The organism is Streptomyces sp. NPDC059668 (assembly GCF_042734135.1).
Lineage (GTDB): Bacteria > Actinomycetota > Actinomycetes > Streptomycetales > Streptomycetaceae > Streptomyces.
In genome coordinates, this window is record NZ_JBHWEL010000077.1 from 1 (window position 1) to 14,364 (window position 14,364).

Genomic DNA, 14,364 nt, shown 5'->3' on the forward strand with positions numbered 1-14,364 from the left:
GGGCGCGGGGGGGGGGGGGCGCCGCCCCCCGGTGTTGGGGCGGGGGGGGGGGGGCCCCCCCCCCGGGGCGCCGGCGCCCCCCCCCCCCGCCCGTGTCCGCTCCCCCGCCGTGGCGGTCCGTGTCCGGCGCCGGGGGCCGCGGTTCAGGTGCGGGTGGCCTGGAGCAGCGTGATGCGTGCGGTGCCGGGGACGGTGGGGTCGAAGGCGGGCGGCACCGGCCGCTCGTGGCGCGCGGCGAGGTCGGTGATCTCGTGGGAGCGGGCGGACCAGCCGTGTCCGGTGAGGCGGGCGAGGGGGTCGGCCGTGCTCTCGTTGCGCCACAGTGCGGCGAGCGTGTGCAGGGTGTCGGTGGCGGTGGCGTGGTCCAGGGCCGCCCGGGTGGTGTCCGTGGCGAACATCGCCCGGCTGCCGTATTCGAGGGCGAGCCGGCTTCCGGGGGCGCTGAGGCCGCCGATCCGGCCGAGCACCTCGTCGCCCTCCTGTTCGGTGAGGTAGACCAGGATGCCTTCGAGCAGCCAGGCGGTCGGGAGGTGCGGGTCGAAGCCGTGTGCGCGCAGGGCGGCCGGCCAGTCGTCGCGCAGGTCGCCGACCACCGGGACGCGTGCGCAGCCGGGTGCCGGTTCGCGGCCGGTGACGATCTTCTCCTTGAAGGAGAGCACGTCGGTCCGGTCGAGTTCGAACAGCGTGAGCGGTGCGGGCCAGTCGAGGCGGAAGGCCCTGGCGTCCAGGCCCGCCGCGAGCACGACGGCCTGCCGGCAGCCCGAACCGACCGCTTCCAGCAGCCAGTTGTCGAAGTAGCGGGTGCGCAGGGCGAAGTAGTCGCCCATCGCCCTGCGCAGGCGTTCGCCCCTGGGGCCCGACCACGCGGCGAGCGCGGCGCCGGCGGCGACGGTGACCTGGAGGGCGACCTGGTCGTCGAAGAGCCGGTCGGGGCGGCCGCTCTCCCTGGCGCGGGCCGCCGCCAGCGCCAGCGCGGTGGAGCCCACGGCCGTCAGCTCGCTGTCGGCCGTCGCGGCGTCGCTGTCGGCCGTGGCGGCGTCGTGTCGGCGGGGGCTCGTGCCGTGCGTGTCCGGTGTCCGTGTCCCGGTCCGGGCGGGGCGGGGCGCGGGGTGTGCCGGGGTCCGTCGCGCGGTGCGCGCCGCCTCGCGGTCGAAGGGGACTCCGCGGCGCCAGATGCGCCGGATGGCCCTGGTGGCGGTGATGTCCGTGGTGGGGTCGCCCTCGACGAGCAGCAGGTCGGCCCGCAGGCCGGGGGCGATCCGCCCGCGGTCGGGCAGTCCGAGGAGCCGGGCGGGTGCCGAGGTCGCGGCCCGCAGCGCCTCGACGGGGGTGAGTCCGGCGGCCACGAGCAGTTCGAGTTCGCGGTGCAGGGACGCGCCGTGGACCACCGGGCAGGCCCGCCCCGGCGCGTTGTTGGCGTCCGTGCCCGCGACCAGGGTCACTCCGGCCTCGTGGAGCCGGCGGGTGGTGCCGAGCGCGTGGGCGAAGTCCAGGTCGGGGGACGGGACGGTCACGGCGAGTCCCTCGGTGCCCCGCCTGATCGCGGCGGCGGCGTCGGCGGGCAGGTGGGCGGCGATGCGGTCGTCGTCGGCGAGGCCGCGTCCGCCGCGGGCGCCGCTGGACATCTCCATCATCGCCAGGGTGGGGATGACGAACCGGCCGTCCGCGGCGGTCCGTGCGACCAGGTCGCCGGGCAGCGGTGCCGCCAGCGGGACGTGGGTGTACGCGTCGACCCCGGCGGCGAGCGCGGCGCGTACCGTCTCCTCGTCGGCGACGTGGGCGACGGTCAGCAGTCCCTCCCGCCGGGCCGCCGCGGTCACCGCGCTCGCGGTCGGCCCGTCCAGCGTCGGCAGGTCGGCGCCGTGGTGGCCGCCGTCGTCGAACATCATCTTGATGCAGTGGGCGCCTTCCTTCCGGCGTGCCGTCACCTGTTCCTGGGCGTCCTCGGGGCCGGCCAGCGAGGGGAGGAAGGGCATCGAGGCCGCCGGGTGGCCGCCGGTCGCGCACAGCACGGTTCCGGAGCTGCGCAGGTCGGCGACGTCGTCGGTGCGTGCCGCGGTGTCGCAGAGCCAGCCGGTCAGTGCGGGCGGGAAGCTGAACAGGTCGAGTTCGGTGGTGACTCCGAACGCCAGCGCCAGCCGCAGGTTGTGCAGGGTGCCCATGACGTGGGTGTGTCCGTCGATCAGTCCGGGCAGCAGGGTGTGGCCGGTGGCGTCGATCACCTCGGTCACCCGGGGGTCCGTGGCGGCGTCCCCTTCCGGGGCGGCGGGTGTCACCGCGGCCACCAGCCCGTCGTCGATCAGTACGGAGATCCCGTCCCGTACCCGTTCGCCGTCGAAGACGCGGGCATGGTCAACACGGATCATGGAGGGACCCCCATCGATTGAACCGCCGGCCTGGAGAGTGGGAGCAGCCGGTCACTGGTGTGTCACCGACCAAGGACACACGGTGCGAGGACCGCGTCCCAGGTCCGGCGCGAGAGTGTAGAAGTTCGCTTAGGCGAGTCAACTCAGCTTATTTCAGGGGGCTTTGGTGCTCCATGCTCGTTGCCGTTGCGCTTACCGCGATGAGGTGAGGTGGCGTGAGGTCAGTGCAGAACGGGTCGAACGGCCCGTACGAGCAGGAGAGTTCGCCGCCCGAGCCGTGGCCCGGGCCGCTCCTTCCCCCGGCACCGGGTTCCTCCGGGCCGCGGTCGGCGGTCGTGGCGGGGCTGGGTGGCGCGGTGCCCGCGACGGTGGTCTCCAACGACGACCTGGCCGCCGTCCTGGACACCGATGACGAGTGGATCCGCCGCCGTACCGGCATCCGGCACCGGCGGGTGGTCGCGCCCGGGCAGTCCACGGGCGACCTCGCCGTCGAGGCGGCGCGCAACGCGCTGGCGTCGGCGGGCCTGAGCCGTGCGGGGGCCGTCGTCCTGGCGACGAGCACCCCGGACCGGCTCTGCCCGGCGACCGCGCCCGAGGTGGCGAGCCGGCTGGGACTGGGCCCGGTGCCCGCGTTCGACGTGCAGGCCGTGTGCACCGGTTTCGTGTACGCCCTGGCCACCGGCGCCGGACTGATCTCGCTGGGGATCACCGACAGTGTGCTGGTGATCGGCGCCGACACGTTCTCCACGATCCTCGACCCCGCCGACCGGGGCACCCGGGTGGTGTTCGGCGACGGGGCGGGCGCGGTCGTGCTGCGCGCGGGCCAGGCCGCGGAGCCGGGTGCGCTGCTGGGGTTCAGCCTGGGCAGCGACGGCGGCGAGGCCGGCCTCATCGAGATCCCCGCGGGCGGGTCCAGGCAGCGCTCCACGGGCCTGCCGACGAAGACCGAGGACACCTTCTTCACGATGCGCGGCCAGGCGGTCTTCGCGCAGGCGGTGCGCCGGATGGCCCAGTCGGTGGAGGAGATCTCCGCGCACACCGGGTGGCGGCCGCAGGAGATCGACTCCTTCGTGCTCCACCAGGCCAACGCCCGCATCCTGGCGTCCGTCGCCAGGCGCCTGGGTCTGCCCGCCGAGCGGTTCCCGTCCAACATCGCCGCGCTGGGCAACACGGTCGCCGCGTCGATCCCCCTCGCGCTCACCGACTGCGCCGCCTCCGGTGAGCTCAGGCCCGGTCAGAAGGTGGTGCTGACCGGGTTCGGCGGCGGCCTCACCTGGGGTTCGGCGGCTCTCGTCTGGCCCGAACTGCGCCCGCTGCGTACGGAACTGCCGGGGTCGGCAGTGAACTGCCCGTGAACTTAGGTGAATACCTACGACCGTCATCGCGATTGCCTTTCGCGGAAGGTGCCGTGAGACCTTCGGGAGGGAAACCGATCGACTACCCGGAGGGAAACCACGTGTCGCCCATCGCGGGATCCGGCCAGCGGTCCGCAACGTCCTTACGTGTCCTCACCCCTACCGGTGAACCGGCCGAAATCGCCGAATGGGCCGGCGGAAAGGGAAAGAACCTGCATTCCCTGACCGCCGCCGGATTCCGGGTACCGGAATGGTCGGTGATCGGCCTCGACGTGTTCACGGAATTCGCCCGGCGCAGCGGGCTGGACACCCGCCTGGCGGCCCTCCTGGCCGAGGCGCCGCGGCACGGGGAGCGGCGGACGTCCGCGGAGATCGCCTCGCTCATCGCCGCGGCCCCCCTGGACGAGGACGTCACCGAAGCCGTCCGCCGGGCCTACGAGCAGGTCGGCGGCGGCCTGGTGGCGGTGCGCTCGTCGGGGGCGGACGAGGACGGCGCGGAGCACTCGTTCGCCGGGCAGTTCGACAGTTTCCTCAACGTCTCGGGGTTCGACGAGGTCGTCGCGCACGTCCGCCGCTGCTGGGCCTCCGCCTTCTCGGAGCGCTCCCTGCACTACCGCGCGCAGCGCGCGCTGGCGCCCTCGGCGGGCGGCGTCGCCGTCGTCGTGCAGCGCATGGTGCCCGCGGAGCGCAGCGGGGTGCTGTTCACCGTCGACCCCATGACCGGGAGCACCGGCCGTTACGTCGTCAGCGCCGTGTACGGGCTGGGCGAGGGGCTGGTCTCCGGGGCCGTCGACGCCGACACGGTCGTCCTGGACGCCGTGTCGGGCGAGCGGCTGCACGCCGTCGTCGGCGACAAGCAGGAGAGCTACGGGGCCGGTACGGGTCCCGGCTGCGCGGTACGGCCGGTCGCCGAGGCCGACCGGGAGGTGCTGTCGCTGAGCGCGCGCGACCTGGCCCGGCTGCACGACGTCGGGACCCGGGTGGCCGCGCACTACGGTGCCCCCCAGGACATCGAGTGGGCGATCGCCGGGGACACCGTGTGGGTGCTGCAGTCCCGTCCGGTCACCACCGCGCCCGCCGTCCGCACGGCCGCACCGCCCGTGCCGTCCGCGCCGGCCGGGGAGCCCCGGGGGGAGCTGCGGATCTGGGACAACTCCAACATCATCGAGAGTTTCAGCGGCATCGTCTCCCCGCTCACCTACAGCTTCGCCGCCGACACCTACGCCAAGGTCTACGAGAGCTACGCCCGCGCGCTCGCGGTCACGCCCGGTCAGTTGCGGGAGGTCCAGGAATGGACGCCGCATCTGCTCGGCTACTTCCACGGCCGGGTCTACTACAACCTCCTGCACTGGTACCGGATGGTGCGGCTGGCTCCCCTCTACCGGCTGAACCGGCGCGTGCTGGAGAAATCCCTCGGGGTCGAGGAGAGCATTTCCGACGAGGCGGCCGACGCGCTGCATCCCTTCGCTCCCCGGCCGGGCCTGCGAGGCCGCCTCAACCGCCTGTACCGCACTGTCGTGTTCACCCGGAAATTCCTCACCATGAGGAAATCCGTGGACGCCTTCCACCGCGATTTCTACCGTGCCTACGAGGTGTTCAACAACGTCGACTACGACGCGCTGCCGGGCGAGGAGACCTACCGGCGTTTTCGGCGGCTACAGCGTGAACTGATCGAGAAATGGGGGCCGATGCAGGCCCTCGACGCCGCCATCCTGCTCTCCGTCGGACTGCTGGCCCTGCTCACCCGCAGGTGGCTGCCCGACGCCCCCGAGTGGTTCACCTGGGCCGCGGCGAGCCCCGGCGGCGATCTGGAGTCCGCCGAACCGGTGTGGGCGCTGGCCGAGTTGGCGGCCCTGGCCGCCGCGGACGACGAGGTGCGCCGGCTGCTCGACGCCACCTCCGACGAGGAGGCGTACCAGGCGCTGCGCGAGGGCGGTCACACCGAGGTGCTGGCCGCCGTCGACGCGTACATCGCCTCCTACGGGTACCGCAGTCCGGACGAGCTCAAGCTGGAGGTCCCCGATCTGCACGAGGACCCGGCCGGGCTGTTCACCATGCTGCGCGGCGCCCTGGCCGGCCCCGCCACCGGGGCGGGCCGCGGCGGGGACGCCGACGCCTACCTCGACGGGCGGCTGCGCGGCCCGCGCCGCCGGGTCTACGAGCTCGTCCGCGGCAAGGCCCGCGGTTCGCTCGCGGACCGTGAACGGCTGCGGTTCTGCCGCACCAGGGCGTTCGGGGCCGCCAAGCGCATGCTGCGGGCGATGGGCCGCGACCTGGCGCGGGCCGGGGCGCTCGACGCGTGGGACGACGTGTTCCTGCTGCGTCTGGAGGAGGTCCGCGGCGCCTACGAGGGGATGCTCGCCGACTCCGAGCTGCGGGACCTGGTGGCGCTGCGCCGCCGGCGCCTGGCCGACGACGCCGCGCTGCGCGCTCCCGCGCGGTTCACCACCCGGGGCGCGGCCTACTGGTCGGGCAACCTCGAACGCGGCGGCTGGGCGGCGGCGTCCGCCGTGCGCAGCGGAGCCCGCGAACTGCGCGGCACCCCTTCGTGCCCGGGCGTCGCCGAGGGGCCCGCGGTGGTCCTCGACACCCCGCGCGACGTCGGCGGCGGCATCCTGCTGGCCTACCGCACCGATCCGGGCTGGGTGACCGCGCTGCCCTCGGCGTCCGCCCTGGTCATCGAGCGCGGCAGTCCGCTCACCCATGTCGCCGTGGTCGCCCGTGAACTGGGCATCCCCACCGTCGTCCAGGTCAGGAACGTCACCACCGAGATCCGCAGCGGCACCCGGCTGCGCGTCGACGGCGCGGCCGGCACGGTCACCGTGCTGGACGTGCCGCCGTCCGCGGACACCGGCACGTCCACGTCGTGAAGTCCCGACACCCGCAGGACGGAGACCCCGAACCGTGATCCTCACCGACGAGCAGTTGCAGGATCTGCTCGACAAGTCGCTCGCCGCCCTGCCGCCGGGCCCGGACTGGGCGGTGGTCCTCGAAGGGTCCATCGCGGAGGGGTTCGGCAACCCCTCCTCCGACATCGACTTCCTGCTCATCGCCCGCGACGGGGCGGATCTGCCGACGATGCCGTCGCTGCTCTTCGTCGACGGCCGCCGGGTGGAGATACGGACCCGGTCGGTGCGTCAGCTCGCCGAGCAGTTCACGGCGCTCGAAGCAGGCGCCGGGCGGCCCGGCAGGCTCTCCGAGGACCTCCTCAACCGCTGCCAGCGGCTGCTGGGCAGCCATCCGCTGCGCGGGCACGCCCTGGTCGACGAGGTGAAGGCGCTGCTGCCGGCCGGGCGGCTGCGGGAGATCGCCGCCGGATGGTGGACGCACCGGGCCCGGCAGTCGCTGCGCCACGCGATGGCGCTGGACTGCCTGGGCGAGGGCGCGGAAGCGGCCGACTGGGCCCGCGCCGGTCTCGTCCAGGCGGTCAAGGCCTGGGCGGCGGGCCTGGGTGAGACCTACCTCGAACCCAAGTGGCTGTCCCTGCAACTCGACCGGGCCGGCCGGGCGGACGTCCGCGACCGTTACTGGGCCCTGGAGTCGGCCGCCCCCACCGGGCACGACGCCGACGCCGCGCACGGCTACCTCGGTGAGTGTCTCGCCTTCGCCGCGGAGCTGGGCATCACCGGCGTCGCGTGGCGCCCGGAGCGGCTGACCGTCGAACGGGCGGCCCGCGTGACCACCTGGCAGACCGGCGAGCGGGTGCACGTCATCCGCGACCGGCGGGAGGTGTTCGCGCTCGGCGCGCGGGCCGGGGCGGTCTGGCGCTCCCTGGTCCTCGGCACGCCGCTGCCCGCGGTACTGGCCGGTGCCCGGCGGACCGCGCCCGCGGACGCCGGCCGGCTGGTCGCCGCCTTCCTGCGCTACGGGCTGGTCCGGCTCGCCTGGAAGGGCGCCGGCACCGTCACCCCGGCGCTGCCGCTGGCCGCCCCGGCCGGCCCCGTCACCCCGCCGCCCTACAGCACGCCGCCCCTGCTGTCCGTCCGCGGAGCGGCCGTCAGCGGGCCCGACGGCATCGATCTGGTCCCGCTGCCCGCCGAACGCTTCGCGGCGGCCACGATGGCCCTGGTGTGGTCCAACGTCGTGGTGGAGAACGCCCGCGAGGACCTGGACGGCGCCCTGCGCCGCGGCCAGTGGCGGGTCGCCGAACTCACCTCCCGCCGCGCGGTCCACGCCGCGCTGCGCGGGCTGCTCAGCTCCTACGGCGTCAACCCGCTGCCCGCCGACACCGATCTGGTGCGCCGGCTGTCGCTGCTGCCGTCGCTGCCCGGCTCCGTCCGCGGCCGGGCGGAGGACCTGCTGCGCCGCACCATCGCCTCACCCGCGCAGGGCGAGCGGGTCCGCGCCGAACTCGAGGACTTCGTCGCGCTGGTCCGCGACACCGCCGGGGCCGACGCCTTCCCCTCCTCCTTCGACTCCGCCGACACCTGGCGGGCCACCCTGGAGCTCGGCTACGACTGGCTGCGCATCGGCACCTATCTCGGCGCGGAACTTCCCCTGGAGGAGGCCCGCGACCTGATCGTCAGCAACGGCGTCCAGCCCCACCAGGCCGTATGACCCCCCCACCACCCAAAGGGACCGAGCGATGGCTGACACCATGACCGTACTGGTCACCGGAGCGAGCGGACTGGTGGGAGCCGAGGTGACCGCCCGGCTCACCGCGGCGGGCCACCACGTGCTCGCCCTCATGCACAGCAACGGTGACATCGTCCGCAACAACGGCAGGGCGCTGCCGGCCGCCCCGGCCGGACCGCGCCGGCTCACCGGTGACGTCACCCGGCCCCGACTCGGCCTGGACGGCGAGCAGTTGCACGCGGCCGCGGCGGCGGACCGCATCGTGCACTGCGCCGCCCTGACCGACTTCGGACTGCCCGAACAGCGCTACCAGGACGTCAACGTCACCGGGACCCGGCAGGTGGTGGCCTTCGCCCGAACCCACCGCATCCCGCTGGTCCATGTGAGCACGGCCTATGTGTGCGGCGCCCGGGACGGCATCGCCTACGAGGACGAACTCGACGTCGGCCAGCGCCCCGGCAACGCCTACGAGCTGAGCAAGCTCCAGGGCGAGAGGCTGGTGCGGCAGGCCGCGGCCGAGGGGCTGGCGGTGGCCGTGGTGCGGCCCAGCATCGTCGCCGGGGCGGCGCGCACCGGCCGCGTCCGTGACTTCAAGACGCTGTACCCGGTCGTCAAGCTCATCACCAAGGGCCTCGCCAGGACCATCCCGGGCCGCTACGACGCGGCCCTCGACCTGGTGCCGGTGGACTACGTCGCGGATCTGGTCACCGACGTGACCACGCGTTTCGAACAGGCCCGGGGACTGACCCTGCACGCCGTCGGACAGGCCGTCACCCTGCGGGACTTCTCCGCGGTGCTCGCCGAGTACCCGTCCTTCCAGGTGGCCCGGTTCGTGCCGCCCTCGGCCTTCTCCGCGGCCGCCCTGCCGGACCGCGAACGCGCCTACCACCAGCGGGTCATCTCGCTGTACGAGAGCTACTTCAGCCGGCGCGTCCACTTCGACGCCACCACCGCGGCCGCCTTCGCCCGGCATCCGGCGCCGACCGGCGGCCCGGCCTATCTGCGCCGCCTCCTCGACCACTGCCTCAAGGTCGGCTACCTCGGTGCCGCCGCGTCCCGCGAGCCGGTACCCCAACTCGCCCAGGCCGACGGGAGCGACCGCGCGTGAACCCCGCAGCCCCCCTCGCCCCGCACCGGCCCGAGCCCGTCCACGGCATCGAGGTGTCCCCGCTGCTCGCCTGCGACCCGCTCAAACGCCGTCTCTACGGCGCGGACACCTACTACCAGGAGAGCTACGGACAGCTCGCCGCCCTGACCGGCGACGTCACCGGCTTCGCCCACCGTCACGCGGCGCTGCTGCTCAAGCCCGACGCGGTGGTCTCCCGCAGACTGCTCGCCGCGGTCAACTGGCTGGCCGAGCACGGCTTTCGCATCGTCGCCGCGGAACCGACCCGGCTCACCCGGACCGTGATCCGCTCACTCTGGTACCACCAGTGGAACCTCGCCACGCCCTACCGGCGCAGGCTCGCCGGGCTCTTCCTGGACAGCACCGACTCCCTGGTCCTGCTGGTGCGTCCCGAAGCCGACACCGACGTGCCCGCGTCCGTCCTGCTCACCCGGCTGAAGGGCCCCACCGACCCGGACGCCCGGGTCCCGGGCCAGCTGCGCCATCTGCTCGGCCGTTACAGCTATCTGCTCAACCTGGTGCACACCCCCGACGAACCCGCCGACGTCCTGCGGGAGCTGGCCGTCCACTTCGACGACGAGCAGCGCGCGGGGATCTACCGCTCCGCCCTGGCCGGGGAGGACCGGTCCGCGCGGGCCCGCGCGCTCGCCGGCCGTCTGCACGCCGGCTCCGAGTCCAGGCGGCTCGACTTCGAGCCCGCGCTCGGACGGCTGCGCGACACCGTCGCCCGCCATGGCGGGCTGGACGCGGCCGCCGCCCCGCGTGAGCTGCTGGAGACGGCGTGGCACCACCAGGTGGCGCTGGACGCGTGGGACACGGTCATCGTCGGTTCGAAGGTGCTGCCCATGCGCGAGCCGGGCCGGGCCCCCGTACTGGACGGCGCCGGCGTCGAGCAGTGGCGCCGCCACCTGGCGGATCTCCGTGCCGTCCCCTCCCGAAGGAGCAGCCGATGAAGTTCGAGCGGACCCTGCCCAGGGCGCTGGTGCACCGGGCGGCCGTCGCCGAGGTCTTCCTGACGGACGCGGAGCGCCGTGGCGAGGACGAGATACTGCTCGCCGCCCAACTGCCGCGCCTGCACGCCTTCTACGACGACACACTCGGCCCGCGGACCGGCCGTGACCCCATGATGCTGCTGGAGGCGTGCCGGCAGGGCATCTTCGTGGTGGCGCACCGGTTCCTGGACGTGCCGCTGGACCACAAGTTCCTGTTACGGACCGTCGAGTTCGAGGTGTCGGACCCCGGGCCGCCGACGCCGGACCCGTTCCCCGCCGACGTCGTCATCACCGCCCGGATCGAACACCGGGCGCGAGGCCGGTCGGGGGTGACGGGGCTGCGGCTGCGCTTCACCGCGACCGTGGGCAACCGCGAGGTCATGACGGCCGGCATCGACTACTCCTGGATGCCGCCGCAGCAGTGGACCCGGCTGCGCGCGGTCCAGCGCGGACGCCTTGAGCTGCCCGCCGTGCCCATCGCCCCGCCGGTGGCGCGGATCCGGCCCGAACTGGTCGGCCGCCGGGACCCCGCCAACGCCGTGATCTCACCCGTCCGGGCCCTCCCGGACGACAGTCTGACGGCCCGTCTGGTTCCGGACACCTCGCATCCGGTCATGTTCGACCACTGGGTCGACCACGTCCCCGGGATGCTGGAGCTGGAGGCCTTCCGGCAGCTGGCGGTCGCCGCCGCCGTGCGGGCGGGAGTCCTGCTGACGCCCGCCGCGCAGCCGGTCGCCCTGCACGCCCGGTTCCGCAGCTTCGCGGAGCTGGACCTGCCGGTGGAGTGCCGGACCGGACCGGTACGGCCCGGGGCGGACGTCGAGTGCGTACTGCGGCAGCCGGGCGCGCTGGTCGCCGACGCCCGGGTCAGGCTCGCCGAACGCGGCCCGGCCGTCCCGGCCCGCCCCCACGACCCGATGAACGCCCGTGCGCAGAGCGCCCCGCCCGCCCTGGCCGCCTCGGGGGCCGGTGCGCGGGCCGCCGTCCACGGCGCGGGAACCCGGCTGTGAGCACCGTCGCCCTGCCCTGGGTCCCGGCCCGCCTGGGCCGTTTCGTGCTGCGCATGTTCCGCCCCCACGTGTACGTCACCTACGGGGTGCTGTGGGTCCTCGCCCTGGAGGGCTCGACCGTCGCCCTGTCCGGCAGCGTCTGGCGTCCCGGCGCGGCGACCGCCGTGCGCGCGGCCTGCGTCGTGCTGGTCCTGCTGTTCCTGCGGATGCTGGACGAGCAGAAGGACCTCGCCCACGACCGCGTGCACCACCCGGACCGGCCGCTGGTCACCGGGGCGATCACCGTCCCCGAACTGCGCGGGGCCATGACCGTCATCGCCGTGGTGGTGGCGGGGGTGAACGCCGCCCTCTCCCCCGTCGCCGTGGTCCTGGTCCTGCTGCCGCTGGGCTACGCGCTCGTGCTCCCGGTCCTGGAAGCGGCGTCCGCGGCGGTGCGCGAGCGGCCGCTGCTCAACCTGGCGGTCACCTACCCCGTCCAGGTGCTGCTCGGCGGCTACGTCTGTCTGACGGCGGCCGGGTCCGGAACGGTCGGCGCCGACTGGCGCGCCGTGCCGCTGCTGGCCCTGTGCGCCGGTGTGTTCCTGCACTTCGAGTTCGCCCGCAAGACCGCCTGGGAATCGGCCCCGGACGACCGCCGGTACTCCTCGGTGCTCGGCCCGGCGGGCAGTGCCGCCGTCGCCCTGGCGCTGGTCGCCGGCGCCGTCCTCTGCGACGTCCTGCTCTTCCGGCCGACCACCGTGCTCGGGCTGCTGCCCTGTCTGCCGGCCCTGCTGCCCGCCGTGGCGGCCCGGCGTTTCCTGACCGCCCGCCACGGCGGCTGGCCCCTGGCGCCGGCCATGGGATACGTCGTGCTCACCCATCTCGCCCTGGTGCTCCAGGCGGTGTTCCTGCCGTGACCGACCTGACCTGCGAGGAACTGCTGACGACCACCCGCACGGTACGGCGCGGGCTGGACCTCGAACGCCCGGTGGAGCGGGAGGTGGTCGAGGACTGTCTGCGCATCGCCCTACAGGCGCCCAACGGCAACAACCGGCAGAACTGGCGCTGGCTGGTGCTCACCGACCCGCGGGTGCGCGCCGAGGTCGCGGCCGTGTACCGGGCCGCGTACTACGAGCGCAACGCCGGCGCCCTGGCCGGACTGGACCGGGCGCCGGACGACGTACGGCGCATGGTGACCGCCGCCCGCCGGCTGGCCGACCGGCTGCACGAGGTTCCGGTGCTGGTGATCCCCTGCCTCCAGCTGGACGTCGAGGAACTGCCGTCCGGGAACCAGGCGGGCCTGTGGTCCTCGCTGCTCCCCGCCGCCTGGAGCTATGCGCTGGCGGCGCGCAGCCGCGGGCTGGTCACCGGGTGGACCACGGTCCACCTGGACCGGGAGCGGGAGGTCGCCGACCTGCTCGGGCTGCCGGCCACGGTCCACCAGGGCGCCCTGCTGCCCACCGCGCATCCGCTGCGGACCGCCTTCCGTCCGGGCCCCCGGCTGCCGCTGGAACAGGTGCTGCACCACGACGGCTGGTGACGGAGAACGGGCCGGCCGGCGCGTGAAGGCCACAGGTTCCACCAGACATCAGCGACGGACGTCCACGGTCGAGACGACCGGGGCCGTCCGCTCACGGCGCTCACCCGGAGGGTTCATGTCCGAACCGATCACCCCCTTCGTCCCGGTCGAACGGGGTGTCACCGAACACCGGCCGGCACACGCCGCGTTGCGCGCGGCCGGTCCGCTCGTGCGGGTGGAGGCGCCCGCCGGCGGCCCCGCGTGGATCGTCACCGAGGAGGACCTCGCCAGGCGGGTCCTCACGGACGGGCGGTTCGTCAAGGATCCGGGCATGGCGCCGGCCGGCTGGGACCGGCGGGTGGCCGGCCTGGAGCGGCCCGTCGCCGAGCAGATGTCGGTGACCACCCTCGACGGCCCCGCGCACGCGGCGCTGCGCAGGGCGCACGCCCCGATGTTCTCGGCGCGCGGCATCAGCCGGTACTACGACCGGATGACCGCCATCGCCCGGGAACTGCTCGACGACCTGGCCGCGTCGGTGCCCGCGGGCCACGCGGTCGACCTCACCGCCGACTTCACCGTCCGTTTCCCGCTGGCGGTGGTCGTCGAGGTGCTCGGCGTGCCCGCCGAGCACGTCGACCGGGCGATCACCGCGTGCCGGGACCTCTTCAGCCCGGATCCCGTCGCGTTCGGCGCCGCGCTGGCGGCCTTCGCCGAGCTCGCCGACGCGGCACTGGAGGCGGGCACCGGAGTCGCCGCCGAGCTGCGGGACCGGCTGCCGGACGACACCGGCCGGGACGACCTGCGCTACCTCATTCTCGTGATCATCTTCGCCGGGCAGCCGACCATGGAGGCGTTCTTGGGCTTCCTGGTGGCCCACCTGCTGGAACACGGGGTCTCCGGCACCGACCGCAAGGCGCTCGACGAGTTCGTCCAGGAGGTGCTGCGGCGCCAGCCGCCCGCCCCGTTCACGCTGTGGCGCTTCACCGCGGTCGAGGTCGAACTGGCCGGGGTCACACTGCCTCCGCGCACGCCCGTGATGGTGGACCTCTTCGGTATCAGCGTCGACCCCGGCCGCCCGGCCGGCGGCCCGGACCTGATGTTCGGCGTGGGCCCGCACTACTGCGTCGGCGCGCAACTCGCCCTGTTCCAGATGCGGGCGCTCACCGAGGTGTTCACCGAGCACTATCCGCACGCGCGCCTCGCCGTCCCCTTCACCGGCCTGCGCCAGATCGACGGCGGCGGCGCCCTGGGCGGCAGGCTCACCGCGCTGCCGGTCGTCCTGCGTGACGAGGACCCACGACCGCCCGCCTCATAGCCCCTGGCGAACCCGCGGGAACCCCGGGCGGGGGGGGGGGGTTTAACCCCGCCCCCCCGCCCCCACCGGCGTGGGGGGGGGGCGAGAGCGACCGCGGACCCCCGCCGCGCGCGCCCCCCGCCCCGCG

Annotated in this window: 10 protein-coding genes; 9 read left to right on the forward strand and 1 reads right to left on the reverse strand. The window is 74.4% G+C overall.

Features of this window, described 5'->3' with window-relative positions; translation table 11 throughout:
- Positions 1-143 precede the first annotated feature (143 nt).
- Positions 144-2,366, reverse strand: coding sequence for an SAM-dependent methyltransferase (locus ACFV2J_RS35240; protein WP_385096720.1), 2,223 nt, complete (start codon positions 2,364-2,366; stop codon positions 144-146).
- A 335-nt stretch (positions 2,367-2,701) separates the two neighbouring features.
- Between ACFV2J_RS35240 and ACFV2J_RS35245 the strand changes: the two genes are divergently transcribed.
- From ACFV2J_RS35245 to ACFV2J_RS35285, 9 genes are all read left to right on the forward strand, one after another.
- Positions 2,702-3,721 carry a beta-ketoacyl-ACP synthase III gene (locus ACFV2J_RS35245; protein WP_385096726.1) on the forward strand — a complete coding sequence of 340 codons (1,020 nt, stop codon included), beginning with the start codon at positions 2,702-2,704 and terminating at the stop codon, positions 3,719-3,721.
- A gap of 101 nt (positions 3,722-3,822) precedes the next feature.
- Positions 3,823-6,591, forward strand: a complete 2,769-nt coding sequence (locus ACFV2J_RS35250; RefSeq protein WP_385442524.1) for a phosphoenolpyruvate synthase — start codon at positions 3,823-3,825, stop codon at positions 6,589-6,591.
- A 34-nt stretch (positions 6,592-6,625) separates the two neighbouring features.
- On the forward strand, positions 6,626-8,278 hold the full coding sequence (locus tag ACFV2J_RS35255) for a hypothetical protein (protein WP_385090244.1): 1,653 nt from the start codon (positions 6,626-6,628) through the stop codon (positions 8,276-8,278).
- A 28-nt stretch (positions 8,279-8,306) separates the two neighbouring features.
- Positions 8,307-9,404 carry an SDR family oxidoreductase gene (locus ACFV2J_RS35260; protein WP_385090242.1) on the forward strand — a complete coding sequence of 366 codons (1,098 nt, stop codon included), beginning with the start codon at positions 8,307-8,309 and terminating at the stop codon, positions 9,402-9,404.
- The gene (locus tag ACFV2J_RS35265) at positions 9,401-10,375 is read left to right on the forward strand and encodes a nucleoside-diphosphate kinase (RefSeq protein ID WP_385090239.1); all 975 of its coding nucleotides are present in this window, start codon (positions 9,401-9,403) and stop codon (positions 10,373-10,375) included. Before ACFV2J_RS35260 ends, ACFV2J_RS35265 begins: the two co-directional genes overlap by 4 nt.
- Positions 10,372-11,424, forward strand: coding sequence for a ScbA/BarX family gamma-butyrolactone biosynthesis protein (locus ACFV2J_RS35270; protein ID WP_385090237.1), 1,053 nt, complete (start codon positions 10,372-10,374; stop codon positions 11,422-11,424). Before ACFV2J_RS35265 ends, ACFV2J_RS35270 begins: the two co-directional genes overlap by 4 nt.
- On the forward strand, positions 11,421-12,320 hold the full coding sequence (locus ACFV2J_RS35275) for a hypothetical protein (RefSeq protein ID WP_385090234.1): 900 nt from the start codon (positions 11,421-11,423) through the stop codon (positions 12,318-12,320). Before ACFV2J_RS35270 ends, ACFV2J_RS35275 begins: the two co-directional genes overlap by 4 nt.
- Positions 12,317-12,943, forward strand: coding sequence for a nitroreductase family protein (locus ACFV2J_RS35280; protein ID WP_385090231.1), 627 nt, complete (start codon positions 12,317-12,319; stop codon positions 12,941-12,943). Before ACFV2J_RS35275 ends, ACFV2J_RS35280 begins: the two co-directional genes overlap by 4 nt.
- Positions 12,944-13,058: 115 nt before the next feature.
- Positions 13,059-14,237, forward strand: coding sequence for a cytochrome P450 (locus ACFV2J_RS35285; protein WP_385090229.1), 1,179 nt, complete (start codon positions 13,059-13,061; stop codon positions 14,235-14,237).
- The last annotated feature ends 127 nt before the right edge of the window (positions 14,238-14,364 follow it).